We start from the raw sequence: 22,936 nt of genomic DNA, 5'->3' as shown, positions 1-22,936 counted from the left end.
GTCCTGTGCCCCGCAGGCCACCTCCACCCGCACCGGCCCGCGCGAGGAGGGGCCCGGAAGGCAGGGCCGTCGCCGACTCCTGTGGGGTGCGAGCGCGCTTCCGCGATGGCTACGCCGTGGCAGTGGGATCGATTCGCCAGGGGTCTGTGGCCGCCATCGATCCGGGAGCTTCGTTCGGCTCTCGGAGTCCTGGTGGGTGACCGCACCCGTCTGTGGCCCTGTTCGCGTCCTGGGCCATGTAGATCCAGTCGAATCCGTCGTATCCCTCGGTGTCGAGATGCTGTGCTCGGCTGAGCCCCGCGCGTATCGCCACGCGCTGAGAAGCGACGTTGGCCGGTCGGACGCGGGCGATCAGCGGGAGGTCGGGCAGGTGATGGGATGCCCAGGTGGCAACCGCGGCTGCGGCTTCACCGGCGAAGCCTTGGCCCCAGGCTGAGGTGGCGAAGCGGTAGAAAAGATTCAGGACCGGGGCCCCGTGCAGTTCCATGGGCTTGATTCCGCAGAATCCGAGCTGCTGGGCGGAGCCGTGGTGCCGGACGACCCAGTACCCATAACCGTACTGCTGCCACTGGTTGTCCCAACGCTGATAAAGCGCCTCTGCTTCCTCGAACCGGGCGAGCGCGTCGGACGGGTTGTGGGTACACGTCCCGGGATCGTGGTGGACGGCGAAGATCGCGTCGACATCGGCTGCGGTTGGACGCCTCAGCAACAGCCGGGCGGTCCGCAGCTCGACGGCTGCTGGGCTCGGGTCACTCATGTCGCGACCGCCTTACCGGTGCGGAAGATTCGGCTCAGGTGGTGGTCCAGGACCGTGTTCGCGGACTCCGTGCTGCGCTGGCCGACGAGGATGCTCGTGCCGAGTCCCGCAGACATGGCAAGCAGGCCGGCTGCCTCCAACCGCGGGTCCACCCCGGGCTCGAGCAGTGCCGCTTCCTGGGCCTGCCGGAGGAGTTCGGTCAGGGCGTCTTCGGCGGCATCAGGGTTCTTGATGAAGGGCTGGGCCGCGAGCGCCGGGTCGTTCACGGCCAGGACCGCGTATGAGGTGTAGAGGTGGTGGAAGGTGCGGCTCTCGTCGTCCGTCGGCAGCGCCGCCATCAGCAGCGCCTCGACGATCGCGCGCGGACCCGGGCTGTTCCCGGCGGCCCGTACCCGGGCGGAGACCCGTTCCCCGAATCTCTCGGCCAGAAGCTCGAGCCCGAAAAGCAGCAACTTCTCCTTGGTCTGGAAGTAGTACTGCACCAGCCGCAGCGATACGCCCGCCTCCGCTGCCACATCGCGCATGCCGACGGCATGCAGCCCGCGTCGGCCGGCGACCCGGATCAGGGCCTCGGCGATCTCGGTGCGCCGTTCTGCGTGGTCCACGCGCTTGGGCATCGGCCGGTTCTCCGCTCGTCGTTCCCACTGCGGCTCCCATGAACCCCTTGATGGTACATCTGTACCAACTCCGTGGTACGTTCGTATCACAAAACCGGAGCGCTGGAGGTGGCCATGCCCGAGACCGCTGCCCGACCCCAGGCCGATGTCGGCCGTTATGTGAGCGATGCCTGGCGGGATCGCTACTTCACGGCCTGCGACGCGGTCTACGCACTGGGGGCGCCCGCGCTCGCGGAAGAGGACGTGGAGACCTCCTTCGGTACGACGCACGTCTACCGCTACGGCTCCGCCGACGAGGCTGTCCGGGACCGCACCCCCGTCGTCCTGGTGCACGGGGCGGGCTCCTGCTCCGCCATGTGGTACCCGAACACCCCCGCTCTCGGCGCGGACCGCCCGGTCTACGCGATCGATACCCTGGGCGATCCCGGTCGCAGCGTGCAGCGCGAACCCATCCACCAGCCCGAACATGCGGCGCAGTGGCTGGATGAGACGCTCGCCGGGCTCGGACTCGACCGCGTCCACCTCGTCGGCTCCTCCTACGGTGGCTGGCTTGCCCTGAACCAGGCGCACCGCAGGCCCGGTCGCCTCGCCTCGGTCACCCTGCTCGACCCCGGCGGCCTGGAGAAGGTGGGGTTGCGCTTCTTCGTCTGGATCTTCGCCAGCCTCTTCGCGACCTTCGCGCCCAAGGCGTTCCGCCCGCGACTGGCGGCCTGGCTCGAACAGCCGGTCCTCGTCGTGCCGGAACTACGCGCGATGATCCGAGCGGCGGTTCGCGCCTACCGCATACGCCGTCCGGCGCCGCTTCCCCTGTCCGAGGAGGAGTTGTCCACCATCCGGACTCCGCTCTATCTGGTGCTCGGCAAGCGAAGCCTCCTCGTGCACCCGCAGCGGCAGGCGGAGCGTGTGCCGCGGCTGATCCCCGGTGCCCGAGCCGAGATCATCTCCAGCACGGGCCACGGGCCGCAGATCGATCACGCGGAGGAGATGAACCGCAGGATGCTGGACTTCATGGTCTCCGTCGACTGACCACCGCCCACGCCGACGGGCCAGGACAGTGCCGAGGACGGCCGGCGGCTACCCGCTCCTGTCCGAGGACGAACTCGCCGGCCTGGACGTCCTCCGCCCGTCCCAGGTCAGCGGGGTGCACGGGGCCGTCTAGGCTTCTGTCCCGGGCCGGCCCGCCGGCCGGTCGGGGATCAGGGGGACGACAGGCCGATGAGCAGCACCACCGGGGTGTTCCCGCCGCTCCAGGCGGACGACCCTCCCGTCGTGGCCGGTTACCGCCTCGCGGCCAGGCTCGGCGCGGGCGGCATGGGCCGGGTGTACCTGTCGCACACCCGGGGCGGCCGCCCGGTGGCGATCAAGGTGGTGCGGCCGGAACTGGCCGACGACCCCGCCTTCCGGCGGCGGTTCCGCCGCGAGGTGGAGGCCGCCCGCCGGGTCAGGGGCGCCTACACCGCGGAACTCGTCGACGCCGACACCGACGGCGCGCCCCCCTGGCTCGCCACTCTGTACGTGCCCGGGCCGTCCCTCACCGGGGCCGTCGCACGGCGGGGCCCGCTGCCGGTGGCCGCCGTGCTGTGGCTGATGGCCGGCGTGGCCGAGGCGCTCCAGGCGATCCACGCGGCGGGGATCGTGCACCGGGACCTCAAGCCGTCCAACGTGCTGCTGGCCGCCGACGGTCCGCGCGTGATCGACTTCGGCATCTCGATCGGCGCCGACCTCTCCTCGTACACGGCCACCGGCTCCACCGTCGGCACACCCCACTTCATGGCCCCCGAGCAGGCGACCGCCGGTGAGGTCACCCCGGCGACCGACGTCTTCGCGCTGGCCCAGACGGCAGCCTTCGCGGCGCTGGGCGAACCGCTGTACGGGGACGGCATCGCACCCGTCGTGCTCTACCGGATCGTGCACGAGGAACCCGACCTGTCCCGGCTGCCCGAGCCGCTGCGCCCGCTGTTCGCCCGGTGCCTGGCCCCCGACCCGGGGGAGCGGCCCACTCCGGCGGAGGTCGTCGAGTGGTGCCGACGGCGACTGGACACGGACGCCGACGCGGGCACCGGGCCGGCCGTCTGGCGCGAGGTCACCGGACCCGAGGCGACCGTCCCGGATCCGGTACGCACCCCGGTGGCCCCGTCCACCGAGGCCGCGACCCGGTTGCTGGCACCCGCCCGGCGCCGGGCGGGCCGACGGCGTACCGCGATGGTCACGGCCGCCGCCGTGACGGCGGGCGCTCTCGTCCTCACGGGCCTGACCTGGCTCGCCGGGGACCGGTTCGGCCTCGGCCTCGGCGAGCGGGCCGCGGACGCGCCCGTCCCGCGACCCGGCCCGACGAGGTCCGCCCGCTCCACGGCGCCTCCGTCGCCCACCCCGCCCACCCCCGGCGGCGCCCTCCGGGCGTCGGGACCCGCCCCGAACGCCTCCCCGGCGCCGGGAGCCCACGTACTGTCCCCCGTGTGGCTGGACGAGAAGAACTCCCTGAGCCTCCGCAAGCCGATGCTGCGCGCTGACCGCGCGGGCGACATCCGTCTCGACTGCGAGGACGACGCCGACTGCGCGCTGCGGAGCGACACCAGCGTGTTCGTGCAGCTCTTCAACGGGAAGGCCGGGTCCCTGGCGGCCTGCCGCCACCTCCTCGGCGGCGCCACCGGCTCCGAGTACCGCACCTGGTCGCTCGCGGCGGCGGACGACGGCACCCAGCTCTGCGTCAAGAACGCCTCCGGCGACATCGCGGTGCTCACCATCCAGGTCAAGCAGACGGCCCTGCGAGATGCCGCCTTCCTGCAACTGGGCATGAACATCTGGAAGAAGGCCGCTTAGTCAGAGGGTGTCTCGCCGGTCGTACCGGGGGACGGCGCCGGGCGGTCCAGCCGCCACACCACCTCGACGCCGCTGCACGCGGGGGCCTCCGGCCGGGCCGGCCGCTCACGCCGCACCTCGGTGAAACCCAGGCGGCGCGGAACGGCGGCGCTGGGGGTGTTGGCCAGGTCGTGCGCCACCTCGACGTACTCGACGTCCGGCAGGGCGAACATCTCGGTCACCACGGCCGCCGTCGCACGGGTGGCGATCCCCCGCCCGGTGGCGGCGGGATGCAGCCAGTACCCGGCCCGCCACCCCCCGGTGCCGGGCAGACGGTGGGCCTGGCACATCCCGACGGGGGTCCCGTCCACGACGACGGCGTAGTTGTACGCGTCGCCGCTCGCCCACCGCGACTCCCACGTCGCCAGGAGCGCCCGGGTGCCGGCCTCGCTGTGGCCGGCCACCCACGACATCCACGGGCGCAGATGCTCCAGGGACTCCTCGATCAGCAGGAACGCCGCGGCGACGTCGTGCTCCCCGCGCCAGCGCCGGAGCGTCACGTCCCCGCGGTCGATGATCTCACTCGGTCGTTCCATGACAGCAGTCATCGTCCCCCCGAACGCCCCGCCGCACAACGGGAGATGGGCACGGACCGCCCGCCCGCTGCCGGCCGTCGCCGCTGGTCGGCGGCGTCCCTTGGTCCTTCCGCCGAGCGGCTGCGGCGTCCTTGGTCGGGACAGCGCATTGCGTACGCGGGGGCGGGCGGACTGAACTGCCGGGGTCAGGAACGGCGGTGGGGTGCTCCCCGGGTCACAGCGCGCCGCCGGCCGGTCAGCGGCGCACCCCTGGACCGGGCGCTCGCGGAACGGACGGCCCGTGCGTGGGGCGGCCGTCTCCAACGGGTGTTCGCCCTGCCCGAGGGGGTGGTGACGCTCACCCGGCCCGCCGGTCCGGAGGGGACGGTGCCGCACACCCAGGGGCGGCCGCTGTCGCCGGACGACGAGCTCCGGGTCGCCGGCCCCGACGGCGAGGACGTGCCCGACGGGCGGACCGGTGAACTCCTCGCCCGCGGGCCGTCCGTTCCGCGCGGTTACTACCGGGCGCCCGGCCACGACGCCCGTTCCTTCACGCCCGACGGCTACCTCCGCACCGGCATGCTCGCCCGGCGCACCCCGGACGGCGACCTGGTGGTGAGCGGCCGTAAGACGGAGGACCTCCACTGAGACCTCCAGTGAGGACCCGTACGGAGGCCCCGTACTGAGCACCCGCGCCGAGGACCGCCACCTCCGGCCACCGTGCTAGATTCCCGGCCGACATGATCAAGCGTCTGATACCGGCCTCGTTGACGGCCCGCTGCCTGCTCGTCGCCGCCGTGGCCGTCGTCGCCACCCTCCTCGTCCTCGCCGCCGGCGGATCCCACCGCGCCGGCCACACGGTCACCCACGTGGTCGGCCCGACCGCGTACGGACCCGCCGAACGCCGCATCACCGTCGCGGCCGGCGACGACTTCACCCTCGAGGTCCCCGCCCGCCCCTACATGGGCGAGCACTGGTACCTGGCCGACCCGGCGCCGGACGCCGATGTCCTCGCCTACGGGGGCACCCACGAGGACATCGAAGGCACCGACGAGGACGTCGCGGGCGGCGGCGACGGCACGGCGTACTTCGACTTCACAGCCCGCGCCGAGGGCACGACGACGGTGACCCTGCTGCACTGCCCGCTGGCCCGCTGCGGCAGCGTCGCCGCGGCCAGGGCCAGCGCCGTACCCGTCCCGACGGCCGGCGCGGCGCAGACGCCGGGCGGTGAGCCGGCGTTCTTCCGTTACGAGATCACCGTGCGCTGAGCCGGCGTCGTTCCGTCACGGAACCGCCGCGCGCCGAACCGCGGGCCGCGCCCGCCGGGCGCTCCCGGCCCCGCCGCCCTTGGGGCGGACGACGCCACCGCCGGAACAGGTCCTGGTGGAGTGAGCGACATGCCGTCCCCCGGCGCGCGGGCGCGGACGGGCGGCGGTCCGGCCCTAAGCTGCGCAGGCCGGGAGGGACCCGGCGGGAAAGCGCAGGACGTCATGCTTGCCGTCACCGTCATCGCGGGCATTCTGTTCACGTGGGCCGTCCTGTCGCACCGGATGGCCCGCTGGAGCATCTCGGCGCCCATCGCGATGATGGTGGCCGGCATCCTGCTCACCCGCGGGGACGACCCCCCGATGTACTTCGACTATGACACCGCCGCCGTGGAGCACGCCGTCGAAGTGGTCCTGGCGCTGATCCTCTTCGTCGACGCGACCGAGGTCCCCCGCGGCGCCATCGGCCGGGAGAAGGGCACCGTCACACGTCTGCTCGGGGGCGCGCTGCCGCTCACCCTGGGCGCCGCGTTCCTGGCCGCCCTCGCGTTCTTCCCCGACCGGCCCGGCTGGGTGCTGGCGGTGCTGGCGACGGTCGTCGTCCCCCTGGATCTCGCCCCGACCTCGGCCGTCGTCCGGGACCGGCGGATCCCGGCGCGGCTGCGTGAGGTGCTCAACGTCGAGGGGGGCATCAACGACGGCATCATCTCGCCGGTCTTCCTGCTGTGCGTGGCCGCCGCCGGCGCCTCGCACACCAAGAGCGCCGACTACACGGACGCGCTGCTGGAGGCGGTCGTCGCGGCGGGCTGGGCCGTGGCCGCCGGTTCGGCCGTCGGCTGGGCGGCCGGGTGGCTGCTGCGCCGCTCCTGGGCGCACGGCTGGACGCAGCCCGCGGCGGCGAGACTGGGCGTGCTGACCGTTCCGGTGGCCGCCTACAGCCTCTCCGTGGCGCTGGGCGGCAACGGATTCGTCGCCTCCTTCGTCGCCGGTGTCTGCCTGGCACCCGCGATGCGGCACCTGCCCGAGGACGCGGTGGAGACGACCGACGACCTGACCGCCCTGCTGGCCCTGGCGCTGTGGTTCCTCTTCGGCCAGATGGTGAACGACGAGTTCTGGGACGGCTTCCACCTGACGGTGGTGCTGTACGCCGTCGTCGCCGTCACCCTGGTCCGGATGGTCCCGGTCGTGCTGGTGCTCCACGGAACGGGGATGCGGTCGCGTGACAAGGCGTTCCTGGGGTGGATGGGGCCGCGAGGGGCGACGTCCATCGTCTTCGGGCTCCTGGCGGCCGTCGAACTGCCCGACGAGAGCGGTGCGTTCATCACCCGCGTCATGGTGATCACGGTCATGGTGAGCATCCTGCTGCACGGGCTGAGCGCCGAACCGATCGCCCGTGCCTACGCCCGCCGCGCCGCCGCCCGCGCCGAGGCCCCCCACCCGGGCGGGACCGGCGGCGGTGGACCGGCCGGGTGACCCGGCCACCGCCGTCCGGTCCCCGTCACCGGGCGAGCCAGAGGTCCGGGCCGAAGACCTCGTAGTGGATCCTCTCGGCGGGCACGCCGCGCCGCAGCAGGTCGCCGCGCACGGCCCGCATGAAGGGGAGCGGGCCGCACAGGTAGGCGGTCACGTCGCCGGGGAGGTCCAGGCCCGAGACGTCGGCCCGGCCGGCCGCCGCGTGCGGGGCCCCGTCGCCGGGCCGCTCGTACCAGAGGTGGAGCCGGGCGTCCGGGAGCGCCCGGACCAGCGCGGCCTGCTCGTCCCGGTGGGCGTGGTCGGCGGGGGAGCGGTCGGCGTGGACCACGGTCACCGGACGGGGTGAGCCGGTGGAGGCGAGGTGGCCGAGCACGGACAGCAGCGGGGTGACGCCGATGCCGGCGGACGCCAGCAGCAGCGGTCCGTCCCCCTCCGGCAGGACCAGGTCGCCGAAGGGGGCGGAGACGGTGAGCACGTCGCCCGGCCGTGCGTGCTCGTGCAGCCAGGTCGACACCTCGCCGTCCGGGTGGGCCGGGCCGCCGGCCACGCGCTTGACCGTGATGCGCCAGTCGGGCCGGCCGGGAGCGGCGGAGAGGCTGTACTGGCGGATCTGCCGTGCCCCGTCGGGCAACTCGACCTGGACGCCGACGTACTGGCCGGGCCGGAAGGGACCGGCGGGGCGGCCGTCGGCGCGGCGCAGGACGAAGGAGGCGGCGTCGGGCGTCTCCTCGCGCCGCTCGACCACCTCCATGCGGTGCCGGACGCCGCCCTCGGCGGCACCGGCCTCCTGGTAGAGGCGGGCCTCGATGGCGATCAGGGCGTTGGCCATCAGCCAGTAGACCTCGTCCCACGCGGCGGCGACCTCGGGCGTGACGGCGTCACCGAGCACCTCGGCGATCGCGGCGAAGAGGTGGTGGTGGACGGTCTTGTACTGGTCGGAGGTGATGCCCAGCGAGGCGTGCTTGTGCGCGATCCGGGCGAGCATCGCGTCCGGACGGTCGTCCGGTCCGTCCAGCAGCATGCCCGCGAACGCCGCGATTGAGCCCGCCAGCGCCCGCTGCTGCTCGCCGTTGGCCTGGTTGCCCCGGTTGAACAGGTCCTTCAGCAGCTCCGGGTGGGCCTCGAACAGCTTGCGGTAGAACAGGGCCGTGATGTCCCCGATGGCGGCGCCGACCACCGGCAGGGTGGCCCGGACGACAGGGGTGGACTGCTCGGAGAGCACAGCGACTCCTTAATTGGTTGATCTTCGTATTTAAGGGGAACGGTTCGCCGCGGACGTGCGTCCGCGTGCGGCCCGCCCCGGCGGGGGCTATTCCGGTGCGGGCCGTTCCACGGGGCGGCCGACCAGTCCGATCAGTACCGGCCCGGTGGGCGAGGCCACCAGGTCCGTCACCGTGAGGGGGTCGAGCGTGGCGTAGAACGCCTCCTGGGCGTCGCGCAGCGCCCGCCGCAGGCGGCACGCCCCGCGCAGCGGGCAGGGCGTGTCGCCCTCGCAGGCGACCACTTCGCCGTCGCCCTCCAGCTCCCGGACCAGCCGCCCGACCGAGGCCTGCCGGCCGGCGCCGGTCAGCGACAGTCCGCCGCCGCGGCCGCGCCGGGCTTCCACCACTCCCAGGTGCTGGAGGCGCGAGATCGCCTTCGCCACATGGGTGTACGGCACGTCCATGACCTCCGCCACCTCCCGCGTGGTCAGGGCCTCGCCGTCCTTCGAGACCGCCAGGCGCATGAGCGAGCGCAGCGCCAGGTCGGTGAACTTCGTCAGCCTCACGGTCCGGACGCTAGCAAATGTGCATGGGATATTCCTATTTAATGGATCCCGGTCGTCGTGTGGCCTGTGTCACCCGGCACGCGGCGGCCGCCGGACGAACGGGCGCGGGACCCTCGCCCGTTACTTGCTGGTAGGGAATGATGGCGGGCAACCATCCACACGGCCGGGGCTGAGGTAGCGGTGACGACTTTCGACGAACGGACCACGGTGCACGCCTTCCGGGACGACGCCCTCGGGGAGCATGACGCCGTCGGCCTCGCCGAGGCCATCCGGCGCGGTGAGGTCGGCGCGGCCGAGGCGGCCCGGGCCGCCGCCGACCGGGTACGGGCGGTCGAGGAACGGCTCCGCGCGGTCCAGGTGCACACCGAACCCCCGGCCCGCACGGCGCCGGCCGGCGGAGCCCTCGCCGGCGTCCCCACCTTCGTCAAGGACAACACCGACTACCTGGGGCTGCCCACCGGCCACGGCAGCGCGGCCTTCTCCCCGCGCGCCGCGCGCCGGCACGCGCCGTTCGCCCGGCAGTTCCTCAGCAGCGGCGTCACCGTGCTGGGCAAGACCCGGCTGCCGGAGTTCGGGTTCAGCCCGACCACGGAGTACGAGGGCGCCGAGCCCGTCCGCAACCCCTGGAACACGGGCTTCTCGGCGGGTGGTTCGTCGGGCGGCAGCGCGGCGCTCGTCGCCGCCGGGGCGGTGCCGATCGCCCACGCCAACGACGGCGGCGGATCGATCCGCATCCCCGCCGCCTGCTGCGGCCTCGTGGGGCTCAAGCCGACCCGCGGCCGGGTCCTGGCCAACGCCCAGAGCCGCCAACTGCCCCTCGACATCGTCTCCGACGGCATCCTCAGCCGCTCCGTCCGGGACACCGCCGCCTTCCTCGCCGCGGCCGAGACGTACTGGCGCAACCCGAAGCTGCCGCCCCTGGGCCTGGTCGAAGGCCCCTCGGAGCGGCGGCTGCGCATCGGGTTCCTGCTGGACTCGCCGAGCGGCGTCCCCTCCGACGCCACGACCCGCGCGGCCGTCACGGAGACGGTGGCCGTTCTCGAACGCCACGGCCACACCGTGGAACCGGTGGAACTGCCGGTGGACCCCCGCTTCACCGGGGACTTCCTCACCTACTGGGGGATGCTGTCCTTCCTCCTGGGCGTCACGGGCCGGACCCTGGGCGCGGACTTCGACCGCCGCCGCATGGACGGCCTCAGCCGGGGGCTGCGCGAGGAGTACCTGCGCAACTGGCGGCGCACCCCCGGCGTGCTCCGGCGGCTGAAGGGCGCCGGGCGCACGCACGCGGCGGCGTTCCGCGGACTGGACCTGGTGCTGTCCCCCGTGCTCGCGCACACCACCCCGCCGATCGGCCACCTGAGCCCGGTCGTTCCCTACCGCACGCTGATCGAGCGGATCCTCGCGTACGTCGCTTTCACGCCGCTCGACAATGTCGTCGGCACACCGTCGATCTCCGTCCCCGCCCCGGTCGTGACGGCGGACGGGCTGCCCGTCGGCGTCATGTTCTCCGGCCGCCCCGGCGCCGAACGGACGCTCTTGGAGGTGGCGTTCGCGCTGGAGGCGGACCGCCCCTTCCGGCGCGTCCAGGACGTCTGACCGCTCCCGCCCGCCACCCACCGCCACCACGGCCCGGCCGGGCGCACCCGAGGCCGCCGTCCCCTCGGGCCCCTGGCGTACACCTCCTTCCCGCGTGCGGGTGCACCCGCCACGGGTCCCGTCGCCATGCCCTCGGCCGGATCGTCCGAATGTCGCCGGTGACCCCGTTAAACCCCTGCGAACCAAGATCACTGCATCGAGGTAATGCGCGTGGTCGCGGGGAGCGAGCGGAGCTCACGGGCCGTTAGTGTTCCCGAGGATCTGGACGGATTCCCCGAGATTGCTCCTCTTTCCTCCCGTATCTCCTCCTCGGGAGTGTGTGGCGTGCCCGTCCGCCGATCACCACCATCGCGAAGGAGAACCCACCCGATGACCGTGGAGACCCGCCCGGAAGCGCAAGCGGAGCCGCCCCGGCAGTCCAGCCTGAGCACCGCGGCCGCCCGCAACCTCGCCACCACGACCAAGTCCGCCCCGCAGATGCAGGAGATCACCTCCCGCTGGCTGCTGCGGATGCTGCCGTGGGTGGAGACGAAGGGCGGCGTCTACCGGGTCAACCGCCGACTGACGTACACCGTCGGCGACGGGTGCATCGAGTTCGTCCAGGACGGTGCGGACGTCCGGGTGATCCCCCGGGAGCTGGGCGAACTGGCCCTGCTGCGCGGCTTCGACGACGTGGAGGTGCTGACCGCGATCGCCGGCCGGTGCGTCCAGCGCGACTTCCGGGCCGGTGAGGTCCTGGTCGAGCGGGACGCCCCCGCCGACCGGATCCACCTGATCGCCCACGGCAGGGTCAACCGGACGTCCGTCGGCAAGTACGGCGACGAGGTCACCGTCGCGGTGCTCGGCGACGGCGACCGGTTCGGCGAGAACGCCCTGCTGGACGCCGACGCCACCTGGGACAGCACGGCGACCGCCGAGACCTCCGGCACGCTCCTCACCCTCTCCCGCGCCGACTTCGCCGCCGTGATGGCCGGGGCGCCCGCCCTCCAGGACCACATCCGGCGCTTCAGCTCGCTGCCCCGGCAACGGCAGAACCGCCACGGCGAGGCCGAGATCGCGATGTCCGCCGGCCACGTCGGCGAGGCCGAGCTGCCGGGGGCCTTCGTCGACTACGAACTCAACCCGCGCGAGTACGAACTCTCCGTCGCCCAGACCGTGCTGCGCGTCCACACCCGGGTCTCCGACCTCTACAACGGGCCGATGAACCAGACCGAGGAGCAGCTCAGGCTCACCATCGAGGCGCTGCGCGAGCGCCAGGAGCACGAGCTGATCAACAACCGGGAGTTCGGGCTGCTCCACAACGCCGCCTTCAAGCAGCGGATCCAGCCCCACTCCGGCCCGCCCACCCCGGACGACCTCGACGAGCTGCTCTGCCGCCGCCGCGGCACCCGGCTGTTCCTCGCACACCCCCGGACGATCGCGGCCATCGGCCGGGAGTGGAACGCGCGCGGGATCTACCCCGACCACGTCGACGTCGGCGGGCAGCACGTGCCGGCCTGGCGCGGGGTCCCGATCCTGCCCTGCAACAAGATCCCCATCAGCAAGGAGAACACCAGCTCCATCCTCGCCATGCGTACGGGCGAGGACAACCAGGGCGTGATCGGCCTGCGCCAGACCGGCCTGCCGGAGGAGTACGAACCGGGCCTGTCGGTGCGCTTCATGGGCATCAGCGAGCAGGCGATCGTCTCGTACCTGGTCACCACCTACTACTCCGCCGCGATCCTGGTGCCCGACGCGCTCGGTGTGCTGGAGAACGTGCAGATCGCCCGCAGGCGCGACTAGGGCGTGTGTCGAAAGTCCCGTCTGGCCGGGGGCGTCCGGCACGCCCGCTCGCCGCGTTGTCGGTCGTCGGCGCAGCCCGCTGCGCTCTCTCCCCCCGCGCCTGGCGGCGCGGGAGGTGCCCCCACCCTCCGCCTTGCGATCGCACGCACCGGGCGCCCCCGGCCCCGCCCTCCGGGCGGACGACGCCACTTTCGAAACACGCCCTAGCGGAACCGACGACGCACCCGCAACGGCCCGGACACCCCCGGGGAGGGCGAGCACGCCCGGGATCCGGGGGCGGCCCACCCCACCCCCCAGCAAGGAGTTTCGGATGCCCGAACCTGGGCTCTCTCCCGCGCAGTCGAGCCTGCCCGCCGCTGCCGCCCGCTTCGGAGAGCACGTCCTCGGCCAGGCCCGCACCACCGGCGCCGAGGCCGCTGCCGACGCCGCCGCCGAGGCCGCCCCCGCGCGGACCGTGCTGCCCGGCCCGCCTTCCCCGCCCGTGTCCCTGCCCGCCAAGGGGGACGCGCCCCCCACCGCCGGGTCCGTGTCCACCACCCTGCCCACCGCCGGGTCCGTGCCGCACGGCGGCCCGGGCGGCGAGCCGGTCGTCCCGGACGGGCGGGAGAGTGCCGGAGCGGTCCGGGGGGCGAACCCCGCGCTGGAACGGATCATGCGCGGTCCCAGCGGCCTCGGCACCGCCGGCCTGCGCTTCTTCCGGCACGACGAGCGGCCCGGGGTTCCGCCGGCAGCGTCGCCCGGGGCCCCCGCGGAGGGCCGTCCCATCCCGGGCCTCTACCACCACCCGGTGCCGGAACCCGACCCGGTCCGGGTCGCGGAGGTCAGCCGCAGGATCAAGTCCTGGGCGGTGGACGAGGTCCAGGCGTTCCCGCCCGAGTGGGAGGACCAGTTCGACGGCTTCTCCGTCGGCCGCTACATGGTCGCCTGCCACCCGGACGCCCCCACCGTCGACCACCTGATGCTCGCCACCCGGCTCATGGTCGCCGAGAACGCCGTCGACGACTGCTACTGCGAGGACCACGGCGGCTCACCCGTCGGCCTCGGCAGCCGCCTGCTGCTGGCCCACACGGCCCTCGACCCGCTGCACACCACGAAGGAATACGAGCCGGACTGGGCGGAGTCCCTCCACGCGGACGCCCCCCGGCGCGCCTACCGCTCCGCGATGGAGTACTTCGTCCAGCAGGCCACCCCCTCCCAGGCCGACCGGTACCGGCACGACATGGCCCGCCTGCACATGGGCTACCTCGCCGAGGCGGCATGGGCCGAGACGGACCATGTCCCGGAGGTCTGGGAGTACCTGGCCATGCGCCAGTTCAACAACTTCCGCCCCTGCCCCACCATCACCGACACCGTCGGAGGGTACGAGCTGCCGGCGGACCTGCACGCCCGGCCCGCCATGCAACGGGTCATCGCGCTCGCCGGCAACGCCACCACCATCGTCAACGACCTCTACTCGTACACCAAGGAACTCGCCAGCCCGGGCCGGCACCTCAACCTGCCCGTGGTGATCGCCGACCGCGAGGACGCCTCGGAACGGGACGCCTACCTCAAGGCGGTCGAGGTCCACAACGACCTGATGCACGCCTTCGAGGCGGAAGCCGCCGCGCTGGCCGCCGCCTGCCCCGTGCCGAACGTGCTGCGCTTCCTGCGGGGCGTGGCCGCCTGGGTCGACGGCAACCACTACTGGCACATGACCAACACGTACCGCTACAGCCTGCCCGATTTCTGGTAAGAAGGATTCATCTGTGACCAGCACCGAGCTCACCAACGCCAACGGCACCTCCGCGTTCGTCCCCGGCCCGGCGTCGCCCTACCAGGGTGACATCGCCCGCTACTGGGACCAGGAGGCCAGGCCCGTCAACCTGCGCCTCGGCGACGTCGACGGGCTCTACCACCACCACTACGGCATCGGCGAGGTCGACCACGCCGCCCTCGGCGACAGCGCCGACAGCGAGTACGACAAGAAGCTGATCGCCGAGCTGCACCGCCTGGAGTCGGCACAGACCGACGTCCTGCTGGACAACCTCGGTTCCATCGGCCGTGACGACACCCTCGTCGACGCCGGCTGCGGCCGGGGCGGCTCCATGGTCATGGCCCACCAGCGCTTCGGGTGCACGGTCGAAGGCGTGACCCTGTCCGCCAAGCAGGCCGAGTTCGCCAACCGCCGCGCCCGTGAACTCGGCATCGAGGACCACGTCGGCGCCCGCGTGTGCAACATGCTGGACATGCCCTTCGCGACCGGGCAGGCCGCCGCCTCGTGGAACAACGAGTCGAGCATGTACGTCGACCTGCACGACCTCTTCGCCGAGCACTCCCGCATCCTCCGGGTCGGCGGCCGCTACGTCACCATCACCGGCTGCTGGAACCCGCGTTACGGCCAGCCCTCCAAGTGGGTCTCCCAGATCAACGCCCACTTCGAGTGCAACATCCACTCCCGCCGGGAGTACCTGCGTGCCATGGCCGACAACCGTCTCGTCCCGCAGGCCGTGGTCGACCTCACCGCCGCGACCCTGCCCTACTGGGAGCTGCGGGCCACCTCGTCCCTCGTCACCGGGATCGAGGAGGCGTTCATCAACTCCTACAAGGACGGCTCGTTCCAGTACGTCCTGATCGCCGCCGACCGCGTCTGACGGGCCGCCGGAAAGCACCATGACGGCAGGCCGGGCCCGTGACCCAAGGGCCCGGCCGACGCCGGACCGGGGCGGCCGGCACCACCGGGACGATTCCCGGCCGCCGAAGTGGTGATGAGGGAAGCATGACGACTCCGGAAGCGCGCACCAGGCTGCAAGAGCTCGAGGACCGGCTGGGCGAGCGGACCCCGCCACCGATCGACGGCCAGACCCGCATCCCGCTGCCCCCGTCCGGCCGGGCGGACGACGAGGACGACGGCTGCGGCACGCCCTGACCGGGCGCGCGCGCCGGTCCGGGCCACCGGACCGGCCGGAGGGCCTAGGCCTCCGGCCCCATGACAGCAGCCGCGCCGGCGGCGAGACTGTCGCCATGATCACCGAGCCGGTCACCGACGCCTACCTGCACCGCATCGGCGCCACGCGCCCCGCACGTCCCGACGCCGACGCCCTGCGCGAGCTGCATCTGCGCCACCTCCGCACCGTGCCGTTCGAGAACCTCTCCATCCATCTGGGCGAGGAGATCGTGCTGGAGGAGAAGGCGCTCCTCGACAAGGTCGTCCACGCCCGGCGCGGCGGTTTCTGCTACGAGCTGGGCGGGGCCTTCGCCGCCCTGCTGCGCGCCCTGGGCTTCCGCGTGGCCTTCCTCCAGGCGCGCACCTTCGGCGAGGAGGGCCGCCCCGGCATCCCCTACGACCACCTCGCGCTGGCCGTCGAGACGGACGACGGCACCGGACCGTGGCTGGCGGACGTCGGGTTCGGCGACCACAGCCACCACCCGCTGGCCCTGGACGAGCGGGGCGAGCAGGAGGACCCGGGCGGCTCGTTCCACCTCCGGGAGACCCCCGACGGCGACCTGGACGTCCTGCGCGACGGGCGGCCGCAGTACCGCCTGGAGCGGCGGCCGCGCGAGCTGTCCGACTTCGCGGCCGGAGCCTGGTACCACCGCACCTCCCCGGCCTCGCACTTCACCCGGTCCCTGATCTGCTCCCTCCTCACCGGGACCGGGCGGACCACGCTGAGCGGCCGCAAGCTGATCACCACCGTCGACGGGCGCCGCACGGAACGGGTGCTGGAGGGCGACGCCGAGACCCTGGCCGCCTACCGGGACCACTTCGGGATCGTCCTCGACCGCCTGCCGCCCGTACCACCGTCACCCGCCACGGCCGGGGACCCGGCTACAGCAGGCGCGTCCGGATGAAGCCGGGCAGGAGTCCCGCGTCAAGCCGCCTTTCCAGCTCGGCGAGTTCGGCCGCCGTGGGAGCCGTCATGTCGAGGTAGCCGGGGTCCTCCGGGGACCGCGGAGCGGCGGGGTCGGGGAGCGCCAGGGGGGAGGTCGCCGGGGACGCCCCGGCGAGGTGGCGCCCCATCGCCGCCGCCGGGCTGGTGCCCAGGCGCATGGGCCGGTCCGCCAGGAAACGCCAGACGTCCTCCTGCACGTCCGGAAGGCTGGGCAGGCTGCCGTGCTCGCCGTTGACGTAACGGGTCTCGCCGACCCAGGGCAGCTTCGCCGACGTGAGCGGGACCCGCCCGTCGCCGTCCCGGTCGGGGTGGTCGGGGACACGGCTGGTGATGCGGTCCATGTGCTGCCAGAGGAAGCCCAGACGCTTGTTGTACGCCAGGCGGAACAGCGTGTTGAAGCCGGTGCCGGCGATGACCGCCATCCGGTCGCGCTGCCGCTGGTCGAGGGAGTGGTGCCACACGTGCAGGTCGTGGTGGTGCCGGGCGGTGGCGTCCAGCAGCGATTGGAGGGCCAGTTGCTGGGCGGGCCCGAGCCCGAGGCGCCAGGCGGCGGCGTCGTAGAGGTCGAAGTTGGCGCACGGGTGGTCGTACTCGGGTCCGTCCTTGACCCCGGTGCCGGGATACACACCCGCCGGGGCGGGGAGCAGGCTCAGGACACCGGACAGCGAGCGGAACGTCTCACGGGACAGGTACGAGCGCAGCAGCGTGAGGAACTCGTGCCCCCACAGGTGGTTCTTGAGGTACCCGCCGATGGCCGGTGAGCCGTAGTGCGGAGTGCCCAGGAACACCACCTTCCCCACGCGGTCCCACAGATCGGGGTGGCGCATCAGCGCGGTGCGCACGACGAGGCCGCCCATGCTGTGGGCGACGAGGTGGACGGGCTCCCGGGGCCCGTCGCCGGAGTGAGCCGCCACCACCGTGTCGTACAGGCGGTCGGCGCTGGTGTGGAGCGGCTTGCGCCAGTCGTACGGGAAGGTGAGGTGCTGGATGCCGTCCTTCCGCTCGGCGGCGAACAGGAACCCTTCGTAGGAGGCGTCGACGGCGACCGGCTGGATCTTGAAGGACGGGTGGGCGTCGCTCCGGCCGTCGGCGGCCAGGGCGAGGCTGTCGATGCGCCGCCGGGACCTGATGTCCAGCCACCAGATGCCGCCCAGCCCGGTGCTGGCGAGCACGCTGCCCATGACGCCCGGGACGAAGACCAGGTTGACGGGGCCGTCGCCGAGGTGGTGCGCCGGGGCGGGGCCGGCCAGCCGGACGAGTTCGTCGTGGACGGCGTCGCCGAGGAGATCACGCAGGGCCGGTGCGCTGTCCGGGTCCCGGACGAGGGCCATCCGGGTGCGGGTGTCCGCGGTGAGGAAGCGCTCGCTCACGCCGTCCGGGTGGTGCGGTGTCGTCACGCCTGCCTCGCTCGGGTCTGCGGTTGCGGATGTGGTTGCGGTTGCGGTGTGCGGGGATCGGGCCGGTGCAGGGCGGCCACTTCGTGGGGCTTGGCGATGCGGACGTGGTAGTCGTTGACGTAGCTGTAGAACAGTCCGCCGATGCTCCGGTACTCGTCCCAGAAGAACTTGCGCGTCTGGGCCAGGGCCTCGCCCGCGGAGGTGGGCGAGCCCTCGTGCTCGCGCGTGTAGAGGAAGTGGAAGAAGACACTGGCGAAGCGGGCGGCGAAGTTGGTGGGCACCTTGCACTCGCTGCCGATGTAGGCGCGGCTGCCGCGCTTGAGGAAGGTGTTCTGCAACTCGTTGCTGTAGGTGTGCTCGGCGGCCGACGTCTCGCAGGCGTTGATGAAGACCAGCGGCCGGTCCGTCATGGGAGCGATGCCCATGTCGGTGAGCTGGAGGACGTCACAGGCGTCGCTGGTGCTGCCGAACCGCAGACTGGGCTTGTTGCCGGCCCCGGTGGACGCCTGGCAGAACACGTAGATGAGGGAGACGGGCGAGGGGTCCCACAGGAACTCCGCGAGCTGGGCCTTGCGGCCCTCGCTCGTCGCGGGCAGCACCTTGGGGCGCCACCCGGACAGTTCCCGCGCGTGCTCCTCGGCCGCGAGCAGCGTCTCGTCGTTCGGCTTGCCGCCCCAGTACATCAGGTGCGCCCGCACGGCGTCGTCGTCGAGCGCCCGGGTGGTGTCGAACGACGGGTGCGAGACGTGGGAGATCCGCAGCCGGAGACCGAGGAAGTCGTGCGCCTGCACCGGCTGCCCGGGGCGGGGCAGCGTACCGCGATACATCAGGGGCCAGGGCACGTGCTGGGGGTCGCAGTTCTCCCAGTGGATGGTCAGCCGGTCGCCGGGCTCCAGTTCCCTGACCATCCTGCTGAGCTGGGCGTCCGGGAACATCGCCTGGAACAGGTGGTGTCCGGCGAGGGCCAGGTCGCGGACCTCCTGGCTGAGCGCGTCCGCGTGCCACGCCTCCTCGTCCTCGTCCCGGAGGGACGGCACGCCCGGCGCCGACCAGTCCGTGCTGGGGCGGAACGCCTCGAGGCGCTTGGCGACGTCGGACGCGGTGATGTCGTTGTACCGCTGCGCCCGGCTCTGCCAGTAGGCGTCCAGGGCCAGTTGGGCGTCACGGATGTACTGGTGGGCCGCCGCCTGGGGCTTCCAGGCGGCGGAGGCGGTCTGCTCACCGGGTGTGCCGGTGACCTGCCTGCACCACCAGACGCCCGGCGGGTTCACGTACAGGGACAGACGGCGGGCCTCCCGCTGCCAGCCCTGCGCGGGGTGCGGGGCGGTCTCCCGGGCCGGTACGTGCTGCCGTGCCCGGACCTGGACGGAGCCGTGCCGGCGGCGGGGGCTCCTCGGCGGGCATAACGCGCGGGCGACCTGGGCCGCCGCGGGTTTCGGTTCGTCGGCGGGGGGCGCCGCGGCGGGCGGGCGCTGGTGCGGGAGGCCGGCCGGTTCCGGGTCCGGGGGCGGGTCGCCGGACGGCTGGTTCGGGGAGCCGGCGCGCAGCCCGTTGCGCGGCTCGCCCGGGTCCGCCTCGTCCACCGGGAACTCGATGGTCAGCTCGCGGTAGGGGTCGCCGTCCACCAGCACCAGCGCGTCGATGCGGGCGGTGCCGGCCTGCCGGGGGGTGACGATGACGGGGCGTTCCTCGGACGGGCCGTGCGGCGGGATCAGCAGGGTGAAGTCGACGTTCCACTGCTGTGCGTCGCCGCTGACGCTGATGCCCGAACCGAAGGAGGGGTCCGCGTCGTCGGGGAGGGCCAGTTCGCATGTAGAGGACCAGACGACCCAGTGCGTGAGCAGTCCGGCGGCGGGGATGTCGTGGGGCGGGACGACCCGGTCGCCGGCCGCCAGGTTGTCCGGGTGGTCGGGACCGACCTGGAAACATCCGGTACGTCTCTCCGCGACCCGCAGGGGCGGATCGCCGGCGGCGCCGTCGTCCGTGAACCAGAAGTTGACGAGCTGGGCGTCCACCGCGTCCAGCTCCTCGCTGGGCAGGACGTGCCGCTCGGCCGTCTCCTCGCTGGACGGGACGTGCCGCTCGGCCGTCTCGCGCCGCCGCGCCACGAGGTCGGCTCCGGTGTCCCCCGTACGGTCGTCGATGTCCTCGGGGTCCTCGGGGTCCTCGGTGTCGCCGTCGTCGGTGCGGTCCGCCTCGGCCTCCGCTGCGGTGTCGGTGAGGTCCGCGTCGTCCCTGTCGTCCCCGTCGCCGCCGCCGTGGTCTCCCTCATCGTCGGCGGGCCCCGGTGGGCCCGTCGGGGTGCTGGGCGGCTCGTCGTCCCCGCCGCCCCGTGAACCGGCCGCATGGTGCGGACCGGCCTCCTCCGGGCCGGTGTCACGTGGTACGTCCCCCCGCGACGCCGCCCCCGGGGGTGCCTCGTCGGGTACGTGGCGCGCCCGCAACCCCAGGGCCAGGTTCTCCAGTTGCGTGAGGAAGTCGTCGGGTGCCGGACGGGAGACGGAGTCCACCGTCATCGGCGGGGGTACGGTGCGGTCGGCGCCGGTGGCCGGGAGCGCGTCGGCCGGCCGGGCACCCTGCTCGTACGTCTTCCGCTGCCCGTACCGGTCGCCGGCCTCCGTGAACAGCTCCGCCGCCTCGTCCAGGGCGGAGAGGGCGCGGTCGTACCGGCCGCTCAGCCGCTGGGCCAGGTACAGGCCGTACAGCGCCCGGGCCGCGCCCAGCGTCCAGCCGTCGGCGAGACTGGTCCGCACCGCCCGTTCCAGGTCGGCCACCGAGGCGGCGATGTCGTTCTCGGCGAGGGCCAGCAGGCCGGACAGATGCGTGAACAGCGCCTGTGCGCGGACGTCACCGCGGCTGGTCACCCTCCGGTGACCGGCCTCGACGAGCTCCCGCGCGGTCCGGACGCCCGTGTCCCCCCGGCGCAGGAGGTAGGCCGTCACCACCGTGGCGAGGTCGGCGACCACCTCCGGGTGGTCCGCGGTGTACTGCGTACAGGCGGAGAGGTTGTCCAGCTCGGCGGCGAGCCAGGCCGCCGCCTGGGACGGGCCGCTGAGGGACGGCGCGCGCTCCGGGAGCGAGCCGCGCACGGCGTCGGGCGTCTCCTGCCGGGTCTCCACCAGGTAGGCGGCCGTCGCCGTACGGCGGTAGTAGTCGACGAGGCGCCTCCGCACCTCCTCCTCGTCCACGGTGTCGTCCGGCGCGCCGGCGCGGGCGAACTGCTCGGCGGGCGCGGCCCGGAGGTACGACGAGACCAGCACGTGCATCCGGAAGCGGCCGGGGGAGACCTCCGTCAGGAGGCTGTGCCGGTACAGCGAGTCCAGGAACTGGTCGGCGTCCTCGACCGAGGTGCCGGCCAGCACGGCGGCCGCGCGCTTCTCCAGTTCGGGGCCCGGGTGCATGCCCAGCCGCCGTAAGAAGTGCCGCTCCGTGTCGTCGAGGGTGCGGACCGAGGTGTCGAGGGCTTCGGACACCGGCGCCCGGCCGCCGGCCGGGCGGGTGAGCCGCCGCTGGGAACGGGACAGGTCGTCGACCAGGTGCGGGACGCGCCATGTGGGGTGGGCGAGCAGGACGCTGGCGGCGAACACCAGGGCCAGCGGCAGGTTGCCGCACAGCCGGGCCACCTCGTGGGCGTTGCCCGCCTCGCCCTCGTAACCGCGGTGCCGCAGCAGACGGTCGAAGAGCCGGGCCGACGCGTCGGGGGCCAGCTCGTCCACCGGGACGGATCTGGTGACCTCGGCGGCCTCCAGCCGGAGTCTGCTCGTCACCAGGGTGAGGCACCCGGGATAGCCCGGCAGCAGTGGTTCCACCTGGGAGAAGTCGGCCGCGTCGTCCAGGATGATCATCATGCGCTTCGAGGACAGGTAGCTGCGCCACATGCCGGCCCGACCGTGGACGCTGGCCGGCTGCACCCCGGCGGGGAAACCGGCCGCCGTCAGCAGGGTGCCGAGGAGCTGGAACGGCGAGGCGGGGGTGTCTCCGGGATCGTGGCCCCGGAGGTTGATGAAGAGCTGGCCGTCGGGGAAGCGGTCGGTCACCCGGTGGGCGGTGTGCACGGCCAGCGCGGTCTTCCCGACCCCGGGCATGCCGTGCACCAGGCAGACGGACGGTTCGTCGGTCGCGTCCGCCGCCTCCAGCAACTGCTCCATCTCCGGTTCACGGCCGGTGAACGCCGACACGTCGCGCGGCAGCATGCGCGCGGGGCCCAGCCGGTCGAACACCGTGGGGACGGGCAGGCACGCCGCGGCGACGGCCGAGGGATCGCCCTCGGGCAGGGTCAGGGGAGCGGCGGGTCCCAGCAGACCCGGCAGGGGCAGGACGGGGACGCCGGTCCCTTGTGTCGCCCAGGCGGTGAGCACCGACAGCGGTGCCGGCTGCGACAGGGAGGCCGGCTGGGACAGGAGGGTGTTGCGGGACGACACCAGGAGCTGGCCGAGCAGCCGCAGCACATTGGGGTCGACCGCGGGGTCGTCGCCCACCAGGTCCTGCAACCGGCGCTGGAGTGTGACCGTCAGTTCGTGTTCCACCCGGGCGTCGTCGTCGTCCCGGGCGGCCAGGATGAGTTCGCGCGCCTCCTCCAGCTCCAGTGAGACGTTGTCGGCCTCGTCGGGCTGGGCGTGACGGACCAGGTCCACCATCCGGTCCCGGACGGGCTGCCAGGCGTCGGTGGCGAGGGCCCCCACGATCGACGCCGACGTCGCAGCCAGAACAAGTGGATCCATCAGGCCCCCGCCCAATCGTCCGTCGTCCCCCACTGTACGAGCCGAGAAGGCGGCCAGGGCTCGTTTCGACAGGTTGTCCAGAAGCATGGCGAGGGGCCCCGTTCACTCTTGCGGCCGGCAGCGGCGCGTCCGCGCGCCCGCCTGCCCGTTGGTGCGTCGTGCGTGATGTGTCGTGCGTGATGCGTCGATCCGTGCATACGTGGTGCGTGGTGCGTGGTCGGTCCTCGGTCACGACCGGTGCGGCGGGGAACCCCTCAGCCGTCAGGCTCCTGACGCGCTCGCCCCGGACGGACCGGGCGTCGCCGGAGGCAGAAAGG

Annotated in this window: 18 protein-coding genes; 11 read left to right on the top strand and 7 right to left on the bottom strand. The window is 73.2% G+C overall.

Annotated features, from left to right (window positions below):
• Positions 1–109 precede the first annotated feature (109 nt).
• Both ACZ7LK_RS16050 and ACZ7LK_RS16045 read right to left on the bottom strand, forming a co-directional pair.
• Complete coding sequence (locus tag ACZ7LK_RS16050) at positions 110–757, bottom strand: GNAT family N-acetyltransferase (RefSeq protein WP_392273508.1); 648 nt, start codon at positions 755–757, stop codon at positions 110–112.
• Positions 754–1,374 (bottom strand): TetR/AcrR family transcriptional regulator, encoded by a 621-nt coding sequence (locus ACZ7LK_RS16045; protein WP_471141231.1) that lies wholly within the window; start codon positions 1,372–1,374, stop codon positions 754–756. Before ACZ7LK_RS16045 ends, ACZ7LK_RS16050 begins: the two co-directional genes overlap by 4 nt.
• Positions 1,375–1,488: 114 nt before the next feature.
• Between ACZ7LK_RS16045 and ACZ7LK_RS16040 the strand changes: the two genes are divergently transcribed.
• Both ACZ7LK_RS16040 and ACZ7LK_RS16035 read left to right on the top strand, forming a co-directional pair.
• Positions 1,489–2,400, top strand: a complete 912-nt coding sequence (locus ACZ7LK_RS16040) for an alpha/beta fold hydrolase (protein ID WP_392273510.1) — start codon at positions 1,489–1,491, stop codon at positions 2,398–2,400.
• Positions 2,401–2,589: 189 nt separating this feature from the next.
• On the top strand, positions 2,590–4,194 hold the full coding sequence (locus ACZ7LK_RS16035; protein WP_469463315.1) for a serine/threonine-protein kinase: 1,605 nt from the start codon (positions 2,590–2,592) through the stop codon (positions 4,192–4,194).
• On the opposite strand, the gene ACZ7LK_RS16030 is transcribed toward ACZ7LK_RS16035, so the two are convergent.
• The gene (locus tag ACZ7LK_RS16030; RefSeq protein WP_392273512.1) at positions 4,191–4,769 is read right to left on the bottom strand and encodes a GNAT family N-acetyltransferase; all 579 of its coding nucleotides are present in this window, start codon (positions 4,767–4,769) and stop codon (positions 4,191–4,193) included. The two genes, ACZ7LK_RS16035 and ACZ7LK_RS16030, sit on opposite strands and share 4 nt — an antisense overlap.
• Here ACZ7LK_RS16030 and ACZ7LK_RS16025 point away from each other — a divergent pair.
• From ACZ7LK_RS16025 to ACZ7LK_RS16015, 3 genes are all read left to right on the top strand, one after another.
• A complete protein-coding gene (locus tag ACZ7LK_RS16025; protein WP_471141226.1) occupies positions 4,659–5,396 on the top strand; it encodes an AMP-binding protein in 738 nt (245 codons plus the stop codon). The genes ACZ7LK_RS16030 and ACZ7LK_RS16025 overlap by 111 nt on opposite strands.
• Before the next feature lie 92 nt (positions 5,397–5,488).
• The gene (locus ACZ7LK_RS16020; RefSeq protein WP_392273514.1) at positions 5,489–6,016 is read left to right on the top strand and encodes a protease inhibitor I42 family protein; all 528 of its coding nucleotides are present in this window, start codon (positions 5,489–5,491) and stop codon (positions 6,014–6,016) included.
• A gap of 222 nt (positions 6,017–6,238) precedes the next feature.
• A complete protein-coding gene (locus ACZ7LK_RS16015; RefSeq protein ID WP_471141223.1) occupies positions 6,239–7,486 on the top strand; it encodes a cation:proton antiporter domain-containing protein in 1,248 nt (415 codons plus the stop codon).
• Positions 7,487–7,511: 25 nt separating this feature from the next.
• Here the strand turns inward: ACZ7LK_RS16015 and ACZ7LK_RS16010 are convergent, their stop codons facing one another.
• On the bottom strand, positions 7,512–8,708 hold the full coding sequence (locus tag ACZ7LK_RS16010; protein ID WP_392273516.1) for a globin domain-containing protein: 1,197 nt from the start codon (positions 8,706–8,708) through the stop codon (positions 7,512–7,514).
• An 87-nt stretch (positions 8,709–8,795) separates the two neighbouring features.
• Complete coding sequence (gene nsrR / locus ACZ7LK_RS16005; RefSeq protein ID WP_469463319.1) at positions 8,796–9,254, bottom strand: nitric oxide-sensing transcriptional repressor NsrR; 459 nt, start codon at positions 9,252–9,254, stop codon at positions 8,796–8,798.
• 180 nt (positions 9,255–9,434) lie between these two features.
• Between nsrR and ACZ7LK_RS16000 the strand changes: the two genes are divergently transcribed.
• The 6 genes from ACZ7LK_RS16000 to ACZ7LK_RS15975 all read left to right on the top strand — a co-directional run bounded on the left by ACZ7LK_RS16000 (position 9,435) and on the right by ACZ7LK_RS15975 (position 16,460).
• The gene (locus ACZ7LK_RS16000) at positions 9,435–10,850 is read left to right on the top strand and encodes an amidase (protein WP_471141219.1); all 1,416 of its coding nucleotides are present in this window, start codon (positions 9,435–9,437) and stop codon (positions 10,848–10,850) included.
• 369 nt (positions 10,851–11,219) lie between these two features.
• Positions 11,220–12,632 (top strand): family 2B encapsulin nanocompartment shell protein, encoded by a 1,413-nt coding sequence (locus tag ACZ7LK_RS15995; protein WP_471141216.1) that lies wholly within the window; start codon positions 11,220–11,222, stop codon positions 12,630–12,632.
• Between the two features lie 310 nt (positions 12,633–12,942).
• A complete protein-coding gene (locus ACZ7LK_RS15990) occupies positions 12,943–14,364 on the top strand; it encodes a family 2 encapsulin nanocompartment cargo protein terpene cyclase (RefSeq protein ID WP_471141213.1) in 1,422 nt (473 codons plus the stop codon).
• A 13-nt stretch (positions 14,365–14,377) separates the two neighbouring features.
• Entirely contained in the window at positions 14,378–15,262 is an 885-nt protein-coding gene (locus tag ACZ7LK_RS15985; RefSeq protein WP_392273521.1) for a geranyl diphosphate 2-C-methyltransferase, read from the top strand.
• A 125-nt stretch (positions 15,263–15,387) separates the two neighbouring features.
• Entirely contained in the window at positions 15,388–15,537 is a 150-nt protein-coding gene (locus ACZ7LK_RS15980) for a hypothetical protein (RefSeq protein ID WP_469463324.1), read from the top strand.
• A 95-nt stretch (positions 15,538–15,632) separates the two neighbouring features.
• The gene (locus tag ACZ7LK_RS15975) at positions 15,633–16,460 is read left to right on the top strand and encodes an arylamine N-acetyltransferase family protein (RefSeq protein ID WP_471141208.1); all 828 of its coding nucleotides are present in this window, start codon (positions 15,633–15,635) and stop codon (positions 16,458–16,460) included.
• Here ACZ7LK_RS15975 and ACZ7LK_RS15970 read toward each other — a convergent pair.
• Complete coding sequence (locus ACZ7LK_RS15970; RefSeq protein ID WP_471141205.1) at positions 16,438–17,898, bottom strand: alpha/beta hydrolase; 1,461 nt, start codon at positions 17,896–17,898, stop codon at positions 16,438–16,440. The genes ACZ7LK_RS15975 and ACZ7LK_RS15970 overlap by 23 nt on opposite strands.
• Positions 17,895–22,619, bottom strand: coding sequence for an ATP-binding protein (locus tag ACZ7LK_RS15965; protein WP_471141202.1), 4,725 nt, complete (start codon positions 22,617–22,619; stop codon positions 17,895–17,897). Before ACZ7LK_RS15965 ends, ACZ7LK_RS15970 begins: the two co-directional genes overlap by 4 nt.
• Between the last annotated feature and the right edge of the window lie 317 nt (positions 22,620–22,936).

The sequence above is a fragment of the Streptomyces sp. NPDC039423 genome (genome assembly GCF_055598725.1).
Note: the sequence above shows the minus strand (reverse complement) of the source record. Positions and strands in the feature narration are given on the sequence as shown.